Below are 15,593 nucleotides of genomic sequence, written 5' to 3' on the forward strand. Positions count from 1 at the left end.
AATCCGCGTCATCCGTGTTCTATTTTTTGTATTTTCGCCATTAACGCAGATCCTGAGCCAACAAAGTCGCATTGCCGCCTATTGCGGCCGTGTTGACGGTAACGGTCTGCTCGATAACAAAACGGCGCAGATAATCGGGCCCTCCCGCTTTCGGGCCGGTGCCGGACAGCCCGGTGCCGCCGAATGGCTGTACGCCGACTACGGCGCCGATCATGTTCCGGTTGACATAGATATTGCCGACTTTCACGCGCTGCCGGATCGTATTGAAAGTGCTGTCTATCCTGCTGTGTATGCCCAGCGTCAAACCGTATCCGGTGGCATTGACTGCGTCGATGACTTGGTCAAGCTCCGGCTCGCGGTAGCGGATAACGTGCAATATCGGCCCGAACACTTCCCCCGTCAATTGCGACAGCGAGTGCAGTTCTATCAAGCTGGGCGGGAAGAAGCTGCCGTAGCCCAACCTTTCCGGCACCGGCAGTTGATAAAGCAGCCGCCCCTGCTGCTGCATGGCCTCCAGATGCGCGATCAACGGCGCCAATGCGGCGCGATCGATAACCGGGCCGATGTCGGTCCAATAAAAGCCGGGGTTGCCGATAACCAATTCCTGCATCGCGCCGATCAGCATCGCTACGGTTTTATCGGCAATTTCCTCCTGCACAAACAGTACCCGCAAAGCCGAACAACGCTGGCCGACGCTATTGAAAGCCGAAACCGCCGCATCCTGCACCAGTTGCTCAAGCAATGCCGAGCTGTCGGCAATCAGTACATTCTGTCCGCCGGTTTCGGCAATCACCGGCACAATATCGCGGCGTTGCAGGGCCAGTTGCCGGTTAATCGTTTGCGCGGTTTCGGTGGAACCGGTAAAAACAAGACCGGCGACCCTGGCGTCGGCAAGCAGATGCTCGCCAAACAAATTGCCGCCGATAGGCAAAAAATGCAGCACCGATTCAGGCACGCCGGCCTGGTGCAATAGCTGGACGCAGCGCATTGCGGTTAATGCGGTCTGGCTGGCCGGTTTGGCGATAACCGTATTACCGGCCGCAAGCGCTGCCGCTATCTGGCCGATAAAAATCGCGATAGGAAAATTCCACGGGCTGATGCAAACATAAACGCCGCGGCCGTAATGATAAAGCCAGTTTTCCTCGCCGGTAGGACCGGGCAACTTGACCGGTTGGCTGAATAAATCCATTGCCGACTGCGCATAGTAGCGGCAAAAATCGACGGCTTCCCTGACTTCCGCCAACGCGTCTTTAATCGTGCGGCCGCCTTCCCTGACACATAATGAAACCAATTCCAGCCGGTTTGCTTCCAGCAGATCGGCGGCCTTTAGCAAATACTGGGCTCGCTTCGCCACAGGAGCAAGCCGCCAATCGGCAAATGCCAGCGACGCTTCGGTTAGCGCTTCGCCGATGGCCTCCGGTTCCGCAAACGTGACCGAACCGACCTTCAAGCGGTTATCGAAAGGATTCACAATAAGCCGTTCCTTGCCGGAATAAGGCCTGCCGTTTATCAGCGGCATCGCCGTCCAATATTTATCGGACAGTGTATTCACGCTGTGCTGTAGCGATGCCAACTGCTCCGGATCGGCCAAATTGAGTCCTGAGGAATTAACCCGCCGGTCGCCGAACAAGTTACGCGGCAATACGATTTGCGCTTGATTGGCCGATGCTCTTACCGCGGCGACCGGGTCGCTGACCAATTCGTCGACGCTGATATTCATACGGCTGATTTGGTTAATAAAAGAGGTATTGGCGCCGTTTTCCAGCAAGCGCCTGACCAGATAAGGCAGCAACTCGTGGTATGCGCCGATCGGCGCGTAAACGCGGCAGTGTATCTTCCAGTCTTGCACGTCGATGATTTCCCGGTACAGGCTTTCGCCCATGCCGTGCAAGCGTTGGAACTCGTAGCCCGGATGCTGCCGGCCGAGATGGTAAATCGCGGCAACCGTATGCGCGTTATGGCTGGCGAACTGCGGATAAAACGCAGCCGGTTCGGATAGCATAACCTGCGCGCAAGCCAGGTAGGATACGTCGGTCGCCGACTTGCGGGTAAATACCGGGTAATCGGCCAGGCCGTATTCCTGCGCGCGTTTTATTTCGCTATCCCAGTAAGCGCCTTTAACCAGGCGCAACGGAATTTTCCGGCGATGATGGCTAGCCAATTTAGCCAGCCAGCGAATGACCGGCAGCGCTCTTTTTTGATAAGCCTGCACCGCCAAGCCCAGTCCCGGCCAACCGTCTAAATCGCGGTGCTTGAACGCAGAGGCAAAAATATCCAACGACATGTCCAGGCGTTCCGACTCCTCCGCATCGACAGTCAGCATAATATTAGCCTGACGGGCCGCGCGCGCCAGCACCAGCAGTTTATCGCGCAACGCTTTGACCGCGCGGACATGCTGCAAAGGCTCGTAACGGGGATACAGCGCCGATAATTTAATCGACAGGCCGGGGTTATCGTAAAGTTCGGCAGAAACGGCATGACCGGCCAACGCATCAATCGCGAACCGGTAGGCTTCGAAATAACGTTCCGCATCGGCTTTCGTCAGCGCCGCCTCGCCCAGCATATCGAAAGAATAGCGAAACACCGGCTCCTGTTCGCTGCGCCGGATCGCTTCCTGTATCGATTCGGCGAAAACGAACTGCAAGGCCAGATGCTGCATGGCTTGCTTGACGGCCGCGCGTATCAGCGGCGCGCCGACTCGGGACAATAGTTGTTCGAAGCCTTGGGAATCATGATGCGCTTCAAAATCCCCGGCGAACAATAGCGCCCTGGTCGCCAGATTGACCAGCTGAGAATCGCTATGGTGCAGGTGGCTTTGCCAGTCCACGCCGCTCAGTTTCTCCTGTAACAACAGGTCTTGCGTGCGGCTGTCGGGAATACGCAGCAAGGCTTCGGCAATGCTCATTAAAATAATGCCTTCGCGGGAAGTCAGCTGGTATTCATGCAGGAAGGCTTCAATCGCGGATTGCCGGTGCCGTTTTTCCCTGACCGCAACGGCCAGGGTTGTCGCGGTTTGGCTTATTGCAGCCGGATCGTAACCGTTTATTGCGGAAATATTCATCAACGGCGCGAAGTGCAGTTGCTGCCCTCCCCTTCTTTCGTTAAAAGGCCGGGGAGAAGGTTTTCTGAACAGCGCGAACCGCGCCCATACGCAATACAGCAATTCGCTGACCAGGCTTTTTTCATCGGCTAGATAAGCCTGATTCACTATTTTTCGTAATTCGGCTAAAGATTTTTGAGTCATAGGCTAACCCCATTGGCAAAAATCTCCAGTTTCTCAGGTAAATTTTTGAAACCGGAAATTGGATCAAAAAATAGTCCGATCAGTAGCTTCATTGTTCCATAGCAAGGCCGCAAGTCAATCTCTTTTCTAACTGTTTTAAATCATGACGAGAGTCGGTATGAAACGAAGGGCATTCCGGCGTTCGGCACTTTCGGCCGTTAGGTATTTCCGCTTATTGAACAAAGCCTTTATTTGCTCTAATTTGAATTTTTTTTCGTAACTGCTCTCCCCCTTTGAAATGGGGCGTAGATACTTCTTTTCTTTCAGCCGGCTTTCCAGGCTGCTCAACAGGCCCGGCTGAGATCTATTGCTAATCAATCACTAAGGGTTATTTCTATGAATATGACGCGTTGGTCTCAAGTTAGCATTATCGTTTTATGTTACTGGGCTTCCGGGCAGTCTGCCGCCCAACAATCGGCTAATAGCCCAACAGTATTGGACACTGCCAAGATCGAACAATTCACCGGTATGAAAGGCAAACTGGACCAAGCGGAATCCGTCTTCAAAGTCAGCCATCCTCGCAACGACCTGAACGCCACTGTCGCGGGCGTTAAAATGCTCCCCGAGATGGGCTTGACCTCTTGGGCCGGGTTTGCAGCGGCCGGCGACCAAGTCATGGTGATGGGCGACATCGTGCTACAGGAAGACCAAGTCAATCCTGTCCTCGGCACCGCCCTGGATAACGGCCTGGAAGTCACCGGCCTGCACAACCACTTCCTCTGGGATAAACCCAGAATTATGTTCATGCATATCGGCGGCATCGGCAATCCGGAAACGCTCGCAACCGGAGTCGGTAAAGTCTTTGCTAAAGCCGAAGCAATGCATCCCGGTAAAAAAGCGCCGGCTAGCCTTAACCCGGCAAAGACGACACTTGATCCCAAACCTATTGAAACCATCATCGGCACATCTGCCGAGAAAACAGGCCAAGTCTACAAAGTGACGCTGGGGCGTAAAACCCAAATAAACGGTCACGATGCGGGTAAAGCGATGGGCGTCAATACGTGGGCGGCATTTGCCGGCAGCGATGAAAAAGCTGTCGTTGAGGGCGATTTTGCGATGCTCGAATCCGAACTGCAAAGCGTATTAAAAGCCCTGCGTGGAGCTAACATTAATATCGCCGCGATTCATCAACACATGATGAATGAAACGCCGAAAATTGTGTTTTTGCATTATTGGGGAACAGGTTCCGCCATTCATTTAGCAAAAGGGATCAAAACCGCATTGGATACTCAAGCAAAGCCGTAGCCTATATTTGTTATTAGCGCGAATCATGAGAACTGCCGCCGTAATCATCCTAGAAGAACTGATGCGTTAGCGGAAAAGCAATGTCGGAATTCAGCGAGCCTGCCGGTAAAACATATTATGAACTGTTCGGCATTGCCAACGACGCGGATTACTCGGCGATCAAGAAAGCCTATGATGAAGAATACCGAAAATATCTGACGGCTAAAGACCAGGCAAGATGGCTCCGGGTTTCGGAAGGTTGGGAAGTCTTAAAAGATCAGGCGAGAAGAGCCGACTATGACAGGAAAATAAAAGAACAGGACAGAAATCCGGTCCTGAAAGTAATACGCCGGATGGACGAACACTATGTTTATAAGAACGTCAAAAAAGGTACGGCGTTTACCGAAACAATCGTCATTAAAAATACCCATAAAGGCCGCTTGAAAGGAAAAATATTTTCCGATGCCGAATGGTTGGCGCCCGATAGGGACGATCTGAGCTTTCAACATGAGCAAGCCCTCGATATACATGTCCTTACCTCAAAGATTCCTGCAAATTGCTACGATGCTAAAGGCACTGTCACGATTGATACGAACGGCGGCCTTCCGTATTCGATACCGTTCAGGGTCGTTTTGGCGGATATTGACGTCGCTGCCGGCAAGTTCAGGAAGACTTATGTGCCTGTTGCCGTTGCCGGTGCCGGTTTCATCGGTTCTTTTAGCGGCTTGACACTTCCATTACTGCTGATTGGGGCCGTTTCCACGGGAGCCGTTTTTTATGCCGCGGCGAAATTTATCGTTAAAACCTGTCTGCAAAACGGCCTGAATATAGTTAAACTTCCTGCTGTTTTTATCCAAGCTTTCGCCGGCTGTCTGGCCGCTTTAGCCCTGCTGTTTCATTCCGGTTTTAATCCGATGCCGAGGCCGGAAAAGCTCGATATACCGTTCCTGCCGGAAAATCCGCCGCTAGCGGCAATACCGCAACCTGAGCCGTTGCCGGCAGCGCCGGAGCCCATTATTGAAAATCACGATCGGCAAGCCAATCCGGCAGACGACGGCGCTCCAGCCAACGAAACGATCGCCTTACCCGGCAGCGTAATCAATATAGACTCAAAAACCACCGCTCCTAATGCGCTATGGGAGTTTGGTTTTGAAGCGGCAGCCGACAACCTGCATTACGGCTTTGGCTGCAATAGCCGCGATGGCGTGCATTTTCGCATTAACGGTAACAATGCCGATTGGACGGCCGGCGTCGAGGCAGTGAGAACGTCCCCGGGTCGCGTCACCTTGTACTTTCGCTCGGCGGATTGGAATTTTATTCAAAAATGTTCTAGCGCGGCTCACTGCGAGCAAACGGTTTGCCCGCTTGCGATAGCGGTTGAGCCTTATACAAATCCCGAGCAGGCTCCGTTAGCAGGGCTTTCGAGCACAACGGTTAATCCCGGCAAAACTGCACGAAAAAAAAACCATCCCGCCTCAAGAAGCGTCCCCAAGAAGAAAAACCGGAAACCTGAAACGAGCAGTTTTGCGCCACCATCTCGAGATAACCTGTAGATCAGGAGGGCTAATGTTATTAAATACTAGGGCTTTTTACCTGTTGCTTACAATGACGGCAATAACGTCCGGTTGTGCTTACAATGTTCCCTTGGCGGTCGATCCCGTTAAAGATATGCATCAATCCCGGCTTGTCAGCAAAAAGATGCCGATCAAGGTGGGCATCTACTTGAGCGACGATCTTAAACATTATGTTTATAAGCAGCAGAGAATGGGGACGGCTTTTCGAATGAAAATCGGAAAGTATCTGCCTATCGTCGCCGCGGCCATGGCATCGGCTATGTTCGATGACGTTATCTTGGTGGATTCTGTTCCGCCTTATAGCAATAGTTACAAGCCGGACGTTGAGGCGGTAATTAGACTGGAAATCCTTTCTTGTTATGCCAATGCTGTTGGCGATCTTTCAGGCTATATCAAGGCAAAGACAAAATTGCGCATTACCGCCTATGACTTAGACGGCAATAGCTTATGGCAAGATGAAGCGGTAGGCGAAAGCAGAAGTACGGAGCTGGATTTTATCGGCAGCTTGCTTGACGGCATGGAAGAAGCCGGTAAAACCGGCTATCAAGCGGTTTTTTCCGCTACGGCCCGCCTGATAAACGATTTCTATGCCAAGCCCCCTCAGAAGCTGCTTGCTCTTCTTGAAGTTAAGAAAGCGGAAAACTTAAGGAACCTGCCGAATTTTGAACTTTTTAAAACGCTCTATGAAAAAGGCCGGTTTCAATACGATAAAAAAAACTATTGCCAGTCATTATATTTATTCGCCAAGGCATCAACTATCGTCCCCGACGAGCCGGCAACCCTGTTTTATACCGGTGCCTGTTATACGCATTCCGGCGATAAACAAAACGCTTTAAAAAAGTTCGCTGACATTATTGCCAAGAGTCCTTCCGGACAAGAAGCGAGCGACGCGAAAAAATGGATTCAACGCTTGAACGACCCTTTAAAAATTGGTCTCGCCAATATTAATAAAGCCAATAAGACCGCATTAGATAATGAAGCCGTCCGGAATGCGCTAACAAATAGCAATATGTATACAGTGATAGATACGGCTAAATTAACAGCGCTGAATAACCCTCTTATATCGCCGGACTTTTCGCAATTCCTTGATAGCTGTTCTAAAAAAGGCGCCAAAGTCATTATCTTGCATGAGATTGATAGTTCATCCCAAAAAGCCTCGCCGGACTATTACGGCGGTGAAGACGTTGCAACCGAACATAGCGTCAGAATTTCGGCAAAAGCCTACTCAACAAAGAGGAAACAGTTAACAACCGCGATTCTGATAAATGAAAAATCAAGCACTATGCAAAAACAAACAGCGGAAGAGGAAGCAAAAACAAAACAGCAGCTATTGGAAAACGCTTCCAGGAAACTGGTCTTACAGTTATTAAAGAACGATATTTTTTAGTAACTGATATTGCGTATCGTCCACGAAAAGCACGAAAATAGGTAAACCGCACCGTTCCCACGCTCTTGTGCTCACCGTTATAAACAGCTATCGCGGGCAGTCGTCATGACAACCGTCCCTGAGCTAACGTTAAAAGCGAGAAATAGTCCGCTAGGCAGACCTTCCAGGTTTTACCAACAACGTTCCGAGAACAGGCGGAACCTATTAATGAAGGCCGAATATGATATTGTCGGCAAGAAACCGACGACCGATATTTTTCGTGTCTTTCGTGTTTTTCGTGGACAACTGCGTAACATCAGTTAGCAACCCGATTTAGGCCTAAAAATGAATCGAATCCCAACTTACAAAATTCCGTCCCTCGCGCTTGGCCAAATAAAGCTGGTCGTCGGCCAATCCCAGTAAACCCACTGCCGAACCGTCTAGGCAAGGTATTATAGAAGCGCCTCCAATGCTAATAGTCACGACAGAAGCAACATTAGAGGTTTCATGATTGATAGCCAGCGCTTCTACTGAGTAGCGAATCTTTTCCGCAATATGAATGGCTTCATCACGCCCGACCTCCGGCAACAGCATGACAAACTCTTCGCCGCCGTAACGGGCAACCAATTCGCCGGAACGGTTAACTACTTTCAACATGGCTTTAGCAATCTGCCGTAGCGCCTCATCGCCGGCACCATGACCGTAGGTGTCGTTGTATTGCTTAAAGTAGTCGATATCCACCATTGCCAAAGAAATAGGCTTCCTGTGGCGAGTCGCCCGCCTCCATTCGCTTTCCATGGTCTGATCGAATCTACGGCGGTTATGAAGCCCCGTTAAACAATCAATAAACGCATCCAGCTCAAGCTGTTTGCGCTGCCCTATATAATTCATGTGATTGCGCACTCTGGCACGAACAACCGCTAACCGAAAAGGCTTTAACACATAATCGACTGCGCCCATACTCAAACCTTTGGCTTCATCTTTCGACTCGCACATGCCGGTAACGAACATGACCGGTATTGCTCTGGTGCGTTCATCGTCACGCAAGCGGCGCAGAACTTCATAGCCGTCCATATCCGGCATTACCACGTCCAATAATATAAGATCCAGCGCAGTTATGGTCCTGGCCCGGTCGATAGCTTGCTCGCCATTCTTGGCAAGGAATACATCATAATCCGGAAGCAGCAATTCGCTCAAAATCTGGCGGTTGAACTTTTCATCGTCGACGATCAGGATGCGTTGTCTATCAGTCATTGACTTGCTCCGGTTTCGCAGCATGAATATCAAGCAAGGCAGTCAACTTGCTTAAAGCAAGGTCAATATCCAGCTCTTCGAAAGCGTCGCGGATGGCTGTCAGCGCCGCAGATAGCGGATTACCTATCAGGCTATGCTCAAGCTCAATGAGCTTGAGCGATGCCCTGGCGTCTCCCGCACAAATCAGCGGTTCAATTTGTTTCAATGTTTCGACGAAACCGGCAGGAATGCTCTCTACCGGACTTAACTCGGCGTGATCAAGGATATGGGACATAATAGACGCCAACACCGCCTGCAATTCTTGCTTTAGCGTTGCGGTATGTTCTGGTGTGGGAACCTCGCTGTTCCATAATTGCCATAGCTGGGAAGCAAGAAGCTGCAACCGCAAAGCGCCTACGTAACCGGCTGCCGACTTAAGTGTATGGGCCATTCTCCTTAGCTCGTCGTACTCGTTGTTTAAGGCCAGAACATCCAGTTGCAGCGCTGCTGCTCCATAGCAAGAATAAAAATTGATCAACCTGCTGCGCATTTTATTTTCATTCTGTTCGGCGTACTGTAGCGCCTTGCTAATATCGAGCAAAGCAACCTTGCTGGTGTCATCCTGCGGCTCCAGAGGGCGGGGAGGCTTTATAGCCGCTCCCTCAGTACCCAGCCAACGCTGCAGCACCACAGCAAGCTGGGCTGAGTTAACCGGCTTGGTGATATGATCGTTCATGCCCACGGCCAAGCTTTGTGCGCGATCTTCGGGCATCGCATGGGCCGTCATTGCAACGACCGGTAAGCGGGCAAAACGGGGATTTTCGCGAATCAAGCGGGTGGCTTTGAGTCCGTCCATGATAGGCATCTGAATGTCCATTAGCACCAGATCGTAAGACGTATCGGTGTTCAGCCGGTCAATACCCTCCTGGCCGTTCAATGCGTAATCCACGTCCAGATCCAATGCGTGCAGCATTTCGATAGCAACATCCCTATTGAACGCATTGTCCTCTACCAGTAGAACTCTGCGCCCGGTAAACGACAGTTCCTCAAGAGCTTGCCGTTTATCGGGTGCGGGTTCCGATGTAGCCAGACCGAAAATCGCATTGAGAGCATTGACCAACGACACCTCCGTAACGGGTTTTTGCAGGAAACCTTCCAATCTAGCTTGCTGGGCCTGATGCGCCAGGTCCTCGCCGCAAAATGTGGTAATCAACAAGATAGCGGGAGGAGTCGCCAACCTGCTATCGGATTTGATTCTTGACGCTGCTTCTATGCCGTTCATATCGGGCATGCGCCAATCCATTAATACTAGGTCGAAGGCATTGCCGGCTTCATAGCGGCTATGGACCCGTTGCAATGCTTCCGCGCCGGAATCCGCGCTTTCCACTACAAAACCCAATGAGCTCAACATGAAGGAAAGCATCTCCCGCGCAATCATGCTGTCGTCGACCACCAAAACATGCTTCCCCTGAAACTCGGCAGGAGGAATTATCGTTTCTTCGAATGTCGGCGCAACTTTCAAACAAACGCTAAAGCGGAAAGTACTTCCCTGCATTGGCGCGCTCTCTACCGATATATCCCCGCCCATTAGATTTACCAGCTGCTGGCAAATGGCCAGGCCTAATCCGGTCCCGCCGTACCGGCGGGTGATTGAACTATCCGCTTGTACGAAAGGTTTAAACAGGCCTTGAATTTGTTCGGAGGTCATGCCTAAGCCGCTATCCTGGACAGCGAAAAGTAGACGGCATTGCACATCGTCGATGAACTCGACAGCAACCGAAATCAGGATTTCGCCATGCTCTGTAAACTTGACCGCGTTATTGGTCAGGTTCAAAAGAATCTGCCCCAAGCGCAAAGGGTCGCCCAATAAATGGCGAGGCACATCCGGGGCAACGGAAAAAATGATTTCCAAGCCTTTTTCCTCGGCATTGAATGCAACCAGATCGGCTAAATTATTCAAAAGATCATCTAAAGAAAAAGGCGAATATTCCAGGTCCAGCCGGCTGGCCTCGATCTTGGAAAAATCCAGAATATCGTTAATGATGCGGAGTAAGGATTGCGCGGCACTGTCGATTTTTGCCAGATAGCCTCTCTGCTTTGGACTTAGGTCGGTAGCTAACGCAAAGTTGTTCATACCGATGATCGCATTCATCGGCGTACGGATCTCGTGGCTCATGTTGGCGAGAAAGTCGGATTTGGCGCGGTTTGCGGCATCGGCAGTAGCGGCGACCTGTTGTAAATCCTTGGTCTGCTCGTTAATAGTCTCTTGCAGATTCTCCAAATGATGAGCCAACGCCTGTTCAGCTTCATCCCGTTTTTGCAGATTCACGTCGAGCTGCGTCAGCATCTGGTTAAATGCCTCAACTAAAACGCCTAATTCATCATTGGTCTCTTTTTTTGCATGGACTGTATAAGTCTTCGACTCGGTAACATTATTAATAAATTTGGCGATGCGAATAATAGGACCGGAAATTATCCGCTGTAAGCGTAGCGACAACGACAGGGCGACAAGCAAGGCAATAGCGAATGCCAACAGGATAGTTAATGCATAGCTGTAGAGTTTCTGGTAAAGCGATTCGAAGCTCCCGCGTATCAGCAGATAGCCCAGCAATTCGTTGTCCAGCCGCACCGGCTGAATGATTTGCACAAATTGATCGCCTCTTGTTAATTTCGGGGCGTTATTTAACTCTCCGGTGGATAACGGTTCGATGATTTGGTATGAGGGCTTTTGATAGCTTGCTAATAGGCTATGCGACTTATCGTATATGCCCGCATAAAGAATATCGGGGTTATGTTTTAATGCCCCCAAGGTTTTTTTTGTCGTCAATTCATCCATGAAAGCTAATGATGCCAAACTGTTTTCGGTGATGATATCGGCTTGAGTCTGTAGACTGTTAACCAGGCTTTTCTCAACAAACTTAACCTCGTAAAACAACAACACAGAGCTGAATGCCAATAATGCAATACCGCTGCTGAGCACCGTGATGAACATTAGTTTAAATTTAATGGATCGATTAGGTAACATTAAGGTTCCTTGGACAGCCTGAGCAATTGCGAATTAATCTTCAACCCTGAATTTGCTGCTGCTGCATTATTAATGTAAAAACGTAGTTTCTGGTTTTCTTCAAACAAATAAATAATTCCGCCCAGCTCTATAAAGTCTTTTTGGATTCCAACGGACAAGATCGGGAAATTACTCGCTTTTTTCAGAAAATCGGCAGGTCCCGGTCCGGGAAAATAGATTAATTGACAATCGTCCAGCTTGGATTGAGTGCTGATATTTTTGACTTCGATGCTTGCTTCGCCAATGGTTTTACTTTGGTAGGTTTGCCGTAGCAAATCAGTAAAGCCGACATCATCGTAAACACAATAATGAAAAGTCGTCGCAACAGCCGGCCATTCGGTGAATTTGGTGAAATGATATAAATACGCGGCAGTAATTTGCGATTCCCTCTCCGACGGCTGCGAGGCAATACTGCTATTCGATGCAAACAATAATGCCCATACAACTAAAATCAATCTACAGCGCATTACCAACCGATAATTAATGTTTAAATCGATAGCGAAGCGCAGCAGTATAAAGCTGAGTTGAGCAGCTTGCCTGCTCAAACGAAACTTATGCCCTTTGGGTATAAAGCTGAGTTGAGCAGCCCGCCTGCGCAAACGAAACTTATGCCCTTTGGGTATAGATAAAGTTAATCTGCTTAAAGACATTAGTTATTTAAACAAAAGGCCAAGTAAAATTTCCGGTTTTTACGGCTAACGCCTTAACACAGTTCCAAAGTTGTTTGCGAGTCGGATGACAGGCGTCTAAATCAAAAACAATCTAGCGGCATTTATTTGATGCTCATGACCAGATACATAAGTAAAGCACTGTACGCACTATGCTTAGCGTACCGGCAACCTTTAAAAACCGCGGCTGCGGTTTAGGCGGCTACTCTGCTCAAACCCTACATGTGCCCGTTGGGTATAAAGATATTTTGATATTACCATTGTAAATCACAAATCCAACATCTAAATTTTCGGCCACATGATTTATATTTATTGCGAATGCGTAAAAACCAAACCCGTTCAGTAACTTATTTTTAACTATCCAGCCACAGATTGACACAGATGCACAAGGCGAAGGTTAGAGATTAAAGGCCGGCAGCGTTCGGCGCTCGGTTTTTTGCCTTGTGTCTTTAATCTTTCCGTTTAATCCGTGTCGCCTCGGCAATTGCTCCGTGCATTGCTCTACCTCCTGCATCCTTGCAGTCGTCGGCAATTGCTCCAGACAATCTTGCGGCATTTCCTCCATCCCTGGAGTCAATGCAGCTTACGCATGGAGCGGTTTTCCACCTACCTCCTGCATGAGCCCCATGGATGGGGTGAATGCAGATATTGCATAAGACCATGGATGGTCTGTAGTAGAGCAACGCAGGAGCAGTTGCCGAGGAGCAAATAGCTGTCCTTGCAGGCGTAGAGGCGCCTACTGTTAGTGATCCGTGGCTGAATAGTTACACTTAATTTCTTATAAATAAAAGCAACGCCAAACCCTGACCTGAATTTAAATCTCGCCTAATAAATAGGCCGATAACTTTAACTCCTTAAACAAATAGAACATAATGCAAAAAAACATCTAAGATAAGTGAGTTTCTTAGAAAAACTTTCCAGTTCCCACTCAGTTCAAGAATGCTTAGCGCTAGTACAAAATTGAAGTTATGTCTGTCAGCTTTACTTCTCAGCTTGAATTGTCATGCAGAGAATCAGCAGAGCATAGATACGCTTACTTCCGAAGATTTATTGGCCATGTCGCTTGAACAAGTCATGGCATTAAGCATAACGACCTCTGTCAGCAAGAAAGAACAAAATGTAAAAGACTCTGCCGCCGCTGTTTTCGTCATTTCAGCCGAGGATATTCGCCGCAGCGGCGCGACCAATATTCCCGAAGCGCTTAGAATGGCGCCCGGCCTGCAGGTTGCTCGCGTCAATGCCAGTCAATGGGCCGTCACTATTCGCGGGCTTAATGACCGTGCCGCCAACAAATTGCTGGTGTTAATGGACGGCAGGACCCTGTTTTTTCCCGGTTTTTCCGGAACGCTGTGGGAAACGCTGGATATGCTGATGGAAAATATTGAACGTATTGAAGTCATTCGAGGTCCGGGAGCGACTTTATGGGGCGCGAATGCTGTCAACGGCGTTATTAACATCATTAGTAAGAATGCAAAAAAAACTCAGGGCACTCAACTAAGCATCGCCGGAGGAGACGAACAGGTATTCGGTTCCGCCCGCTATGGTTTTCAAATCGATGCACACAGTTTTGGCAGGATTCATGCCCAAGGTAAAAAGCACGATAGTTACCGCAATACCAACGGTACCGACGCTTATGACGGCTGGGATGCGCAACAAGGCGGAGTGCAGTTGGATTTGTCTGATGGCGATGACGACGCCGTAAAAATCCAAAGCAATTTCTCTCGCGGCCGGTTCGATAATCAACAAACAGCCCCGCGATTAACGGCGCCTTATTTCCCCGCTGTCCGTAGCCAACAAGACAGTAACATGTTTAGTCTGTTAAGCCGTTGGGATAAAACCTTGTCTGCCGACTCCAGTTTTTCGTTGCAAGCCTATTATGACTATCAACAGCATGAATTTTATCTTCCATCCACCTTCCATCAATTCGACCTGGATTCCCAGTACCGTCTGAAACTTTTTGATCGTCATGACCTGATCTTAGGCGGTGGATATCGGTTTATACAAGACCAGTTCAATAACAATGCTATTTTCCAGTTCTCTCCCGGCAGTCTCGATTACAAGTTATATAACGGTTTTATTCAAGATGAGATAACACTGGTTCCCGAAAAGCTAAAATTCATTCTCGGCACTAAACTGGAGCATAACGATTTTTCCGGCTTGCAATTCCTTCCTAATACCCGGCTGATTTGGAGCCCTGACAACAATCACAGCGTTTGGACTGCGCTATCCAAGGCGGGAACAACGCCTGCCCGTAGCAAAGAAGAAATGGATATTTGGTTGACGACAGTACCTGCTTCGGCTCAAACCGGAAATATGCCGGTAAAAGTTTTCGGTCAATCTTCTTTCATGCGCGACAGATATAAATCCGAAGAAGTTATTGCCTACGAGCTGGGCTATCGTTTTCAAACCTCAAAAGTCAGCGCCGATCTCGCTTTATTTTACAACGATTACAGCAGGTTGCCTTTCATCATCTCCGCAGGATCGCCCAGCGTTACCGTATCTGAAAGCGGCATACCTTATATTTTACAGCCGGTAAGCTTGATCAATGACGTCCGTGGTTATACCTATGGTTCTGAATTATCGGGCGCTTGGCAAGCAACTGATTATTGGAAATTGAATTTAACTTACGGTTTTCTTGAAGAGCGGTATAAAACTTCAAGCGGTAACTTAAACCGGCCCGTTTACGGAACGCCGCAAAATCAATTCAGCTTACGCTCATCCTTTGATATTTTAAGCAATCTGGAATTGGATTTTTGGCTCCGATATGTAGACAAATTAGCAGACGTCGGCGAAAAGCCGGTAAGCGATTACACCAGCCTTAACTTGCGCTTAGCCTACAGGCCGGTGCGGAATTTAGAGCTTTCAGTGGTCGGCGACAATTTAATCGAACCGCATGTCGAATTTAATCCCGACATACAACTAGGGGATTATCAGCAAACCCTGCTATCCCGGCATTTTTATCTTAAAGCCAAATTGGATTTATAGTTTCTCCAGTGTTTATACCCAAAGGGCATAAGTAGGGTTTGAGCAGACGGGCTGCTCAACTCAGCTTTATACCCAGAGGGCATAAGTTTCGTTTGAGCAGACAAGCTGCTCAACTTAGCTTTAGCAATATAAGGCACGAAACCATTGGTAGCCGCGCTCCTTTTCTGTACAATCTGGACATTTTGTAGTGGAGCAA

Annotated in this window: 8 protein-coding genes; 4 read left to right on the top strand and 4 right to left on the bottom strand. The window is 49.1% G+C overall.

The window, feature by feature from the left end; genetic code table 11:
• Positions 1 to 40: 40 nt before the first annotated feature.
• Positions 41 to 3,244 carry a bifunctional proline dehydrogenase/L-glutamate gamma-semialdehyde dehydrogenase PutA gene (putA, locus tag EKO24_RS10815; RefSeq protein ID WP_241674469.1) on the bottom strand — a complete coding sequence of 1,068 codons (3,204 nt, stop codon included), beginning with the start codon at positions 3,242 to 3,244 and terminating at the stop codon, positions 41 to 43.
• 375 nt (positions 3,245 to 3,619) lie between these two features.
• Here putA and EKO24_RS10820 point away from each other — a divergent pair, with 375 nt between their 5' ends.
• The 3 genes from EKO24_RS10820 (at position 3,620) to EKO24_RS10830 (ending at position 7,468) form a co-directional block, all read left to right on the top strand.
• On the top strand, positions 3,620 to 4,528 hold the full coding sequence (locus tag EKO24_RS10820; protein WP_127029980.1) for a DUF1259 domain-containing protein: 909 nt from the start codon (positions 3,620 to 3,622) through the stop codon (positions 4,526 to 4,528).
• Positions 4,529 to 4,608: 80 nt separating this feature from the next.
• Entirely contained in the window at positions 4,609 to 6,060 is a 1,452-nt protein-coding gene (locus EKO24_RS10825; protein ID WP_127029981.1) for a J domain-containing protein, read from the top strand.
• Between the two features lie 13 nt (positions 6,061 to 6,073).
• Entirely contained in the window at positions 6,074 to 7,468 is a 1,395-nt protein-coding gene (locus tag EKO24_RS10830; RefSeq protein WP_127029982.1) for a tetratricopeptide repeat protein, read from the top strand.
• Positions 7,469 to 7,786: 318 nt separating this feature from the next.
• Here the strand turns inward: EKO24_RS10830 and EKO24_RS10835 are convergent, their stop codons facing one another.
• From EKO24_RS10835 to EKO24_RS10845, 3 genes are read right to left on the bottom strand one after another with little or no spacing between them, the layout of a single operon-like run.
• Positions 7,787 to 8,701 (bottom strand): diguanylate cyclase, encoded by a 915-nt coding sequence (locus EKO24_RS10835; RefSeq protein ID WP_127029983.1) that lies wholly within the window; start codon positions 8,699 to 8,701, stop codon positions 7,787 to 7,789.
• Positions 8,694 to 11,705 carry a response regulator gene (locus EKO24_RS10840; RefSeq protein ID WP_127029984.1) on the bottom strand — a complete coding sequence of 1,004 codons (3,012 nt, stop codon included), beginning with the start codon at positions 11,703 to 11,705 and terminating at the stop codon, positions 8,694 to 8,696. The genes EKO24_RS10835 and EKO24_RS10840 overlap by 8 nt, the downstream gene beginning before the upstream one ends.
• Complete coding sequence (locus tag EKO24_RS10845; RefSeq protein WP_127029985.1) at positions 11,705 to 12,394, bottom strand: YfiR family protein; 690 nt, start codon at positions 12,392 to 12,394, stop codon at positions 11,705 to 11,707. Before EKO24_RS10845 ends, EKO24_RS10840 begins: the two co-directional genes overlap by 1 nt.
• Before the next feature lie 1,074 nt (positions 12,395 to 13,468).
• Here EKO24_RS10845 and EKO24_RS10850 point away from each other — a divergent pair.
• The gene (locus tag EKO24_RS10850; protein WP_161990597.1) at positions 13,469 to 15,397 is read left to right on the top strand and encodes a TonB-dependent receptor plug domain-containing protein; all 1,929 of its coding nucleotides are present in this window, start codon (positions 13,469 to 13,471) and stop codon (positions 15,395 to 15,397) included.
• Positions 15,398 to 15,593: the final 196 nt, after the last annotated feature.

It is taken from the genome of Candidatus Methylobacter oryzae, assembly GCF_003994235.2.
GTDB lineage: Bacteria > Pseudomonadota > Gammaproteobacteria > Methylococcales > Methylomonadaceae > Methylobacter_A > Methylobacter_A oryzae.

Coding starts and splice junctions, on each gene's coding strand:
- putA (WP_241674469.1), bottom strand. CDS start 3,244: ATGACTCAAAAATCTTTAGCCGAATTACGAAAAATAGTGAATCAGGCT.
- EKO24_RS10820 (WP_127029980.1), top strand. CDS start 3,620: ATGAATATGACGCGTTGGTCTCAAGTTAGCATTATCGTTTTATGTTAC.
- EKO24_RS10825 (WP_127029981.1), top strand. CDS start 4,609: ATGTCGGAATTCAGCGAGCCTGCCGGTAAAACATATTATGAACTGTTC.
- EKO24_RS10830 (WP_127029982.1), top strand. CDS start 6,074: ATGTTATTAAATACTAGGGCTTTTTACCTGTTGCTTACAATGACGGCA.
- EKO24_RS10835 (WP_127029983.1), bottom strand. CDS start 8,701: ATGACTGATAGACAACGCATCCTGATCGTCGACGATGAAAAGTTCAAC.
- EKO24_RS10840 (WP_127029984.1), bottom strand. CDS start 11,705: ATGTTACCTAATCGATCCATTAAATTTAAACTAATGTTCATCACGGTG.
- EKO24_RS10845 (WP_127029985.1), bottom strand. CDS start 12,394: ATGTCTTTAAGCAGATTAACTTTATCTATACCCAAAGGGCATAAGTTT.
- EKO24_RS10850 (WP_161990597.1), top strand. CDS start 13,469: ATGTCGCTTGAACAAGTCATGGCATTAAGCATAACGACCTCTGTCAGC.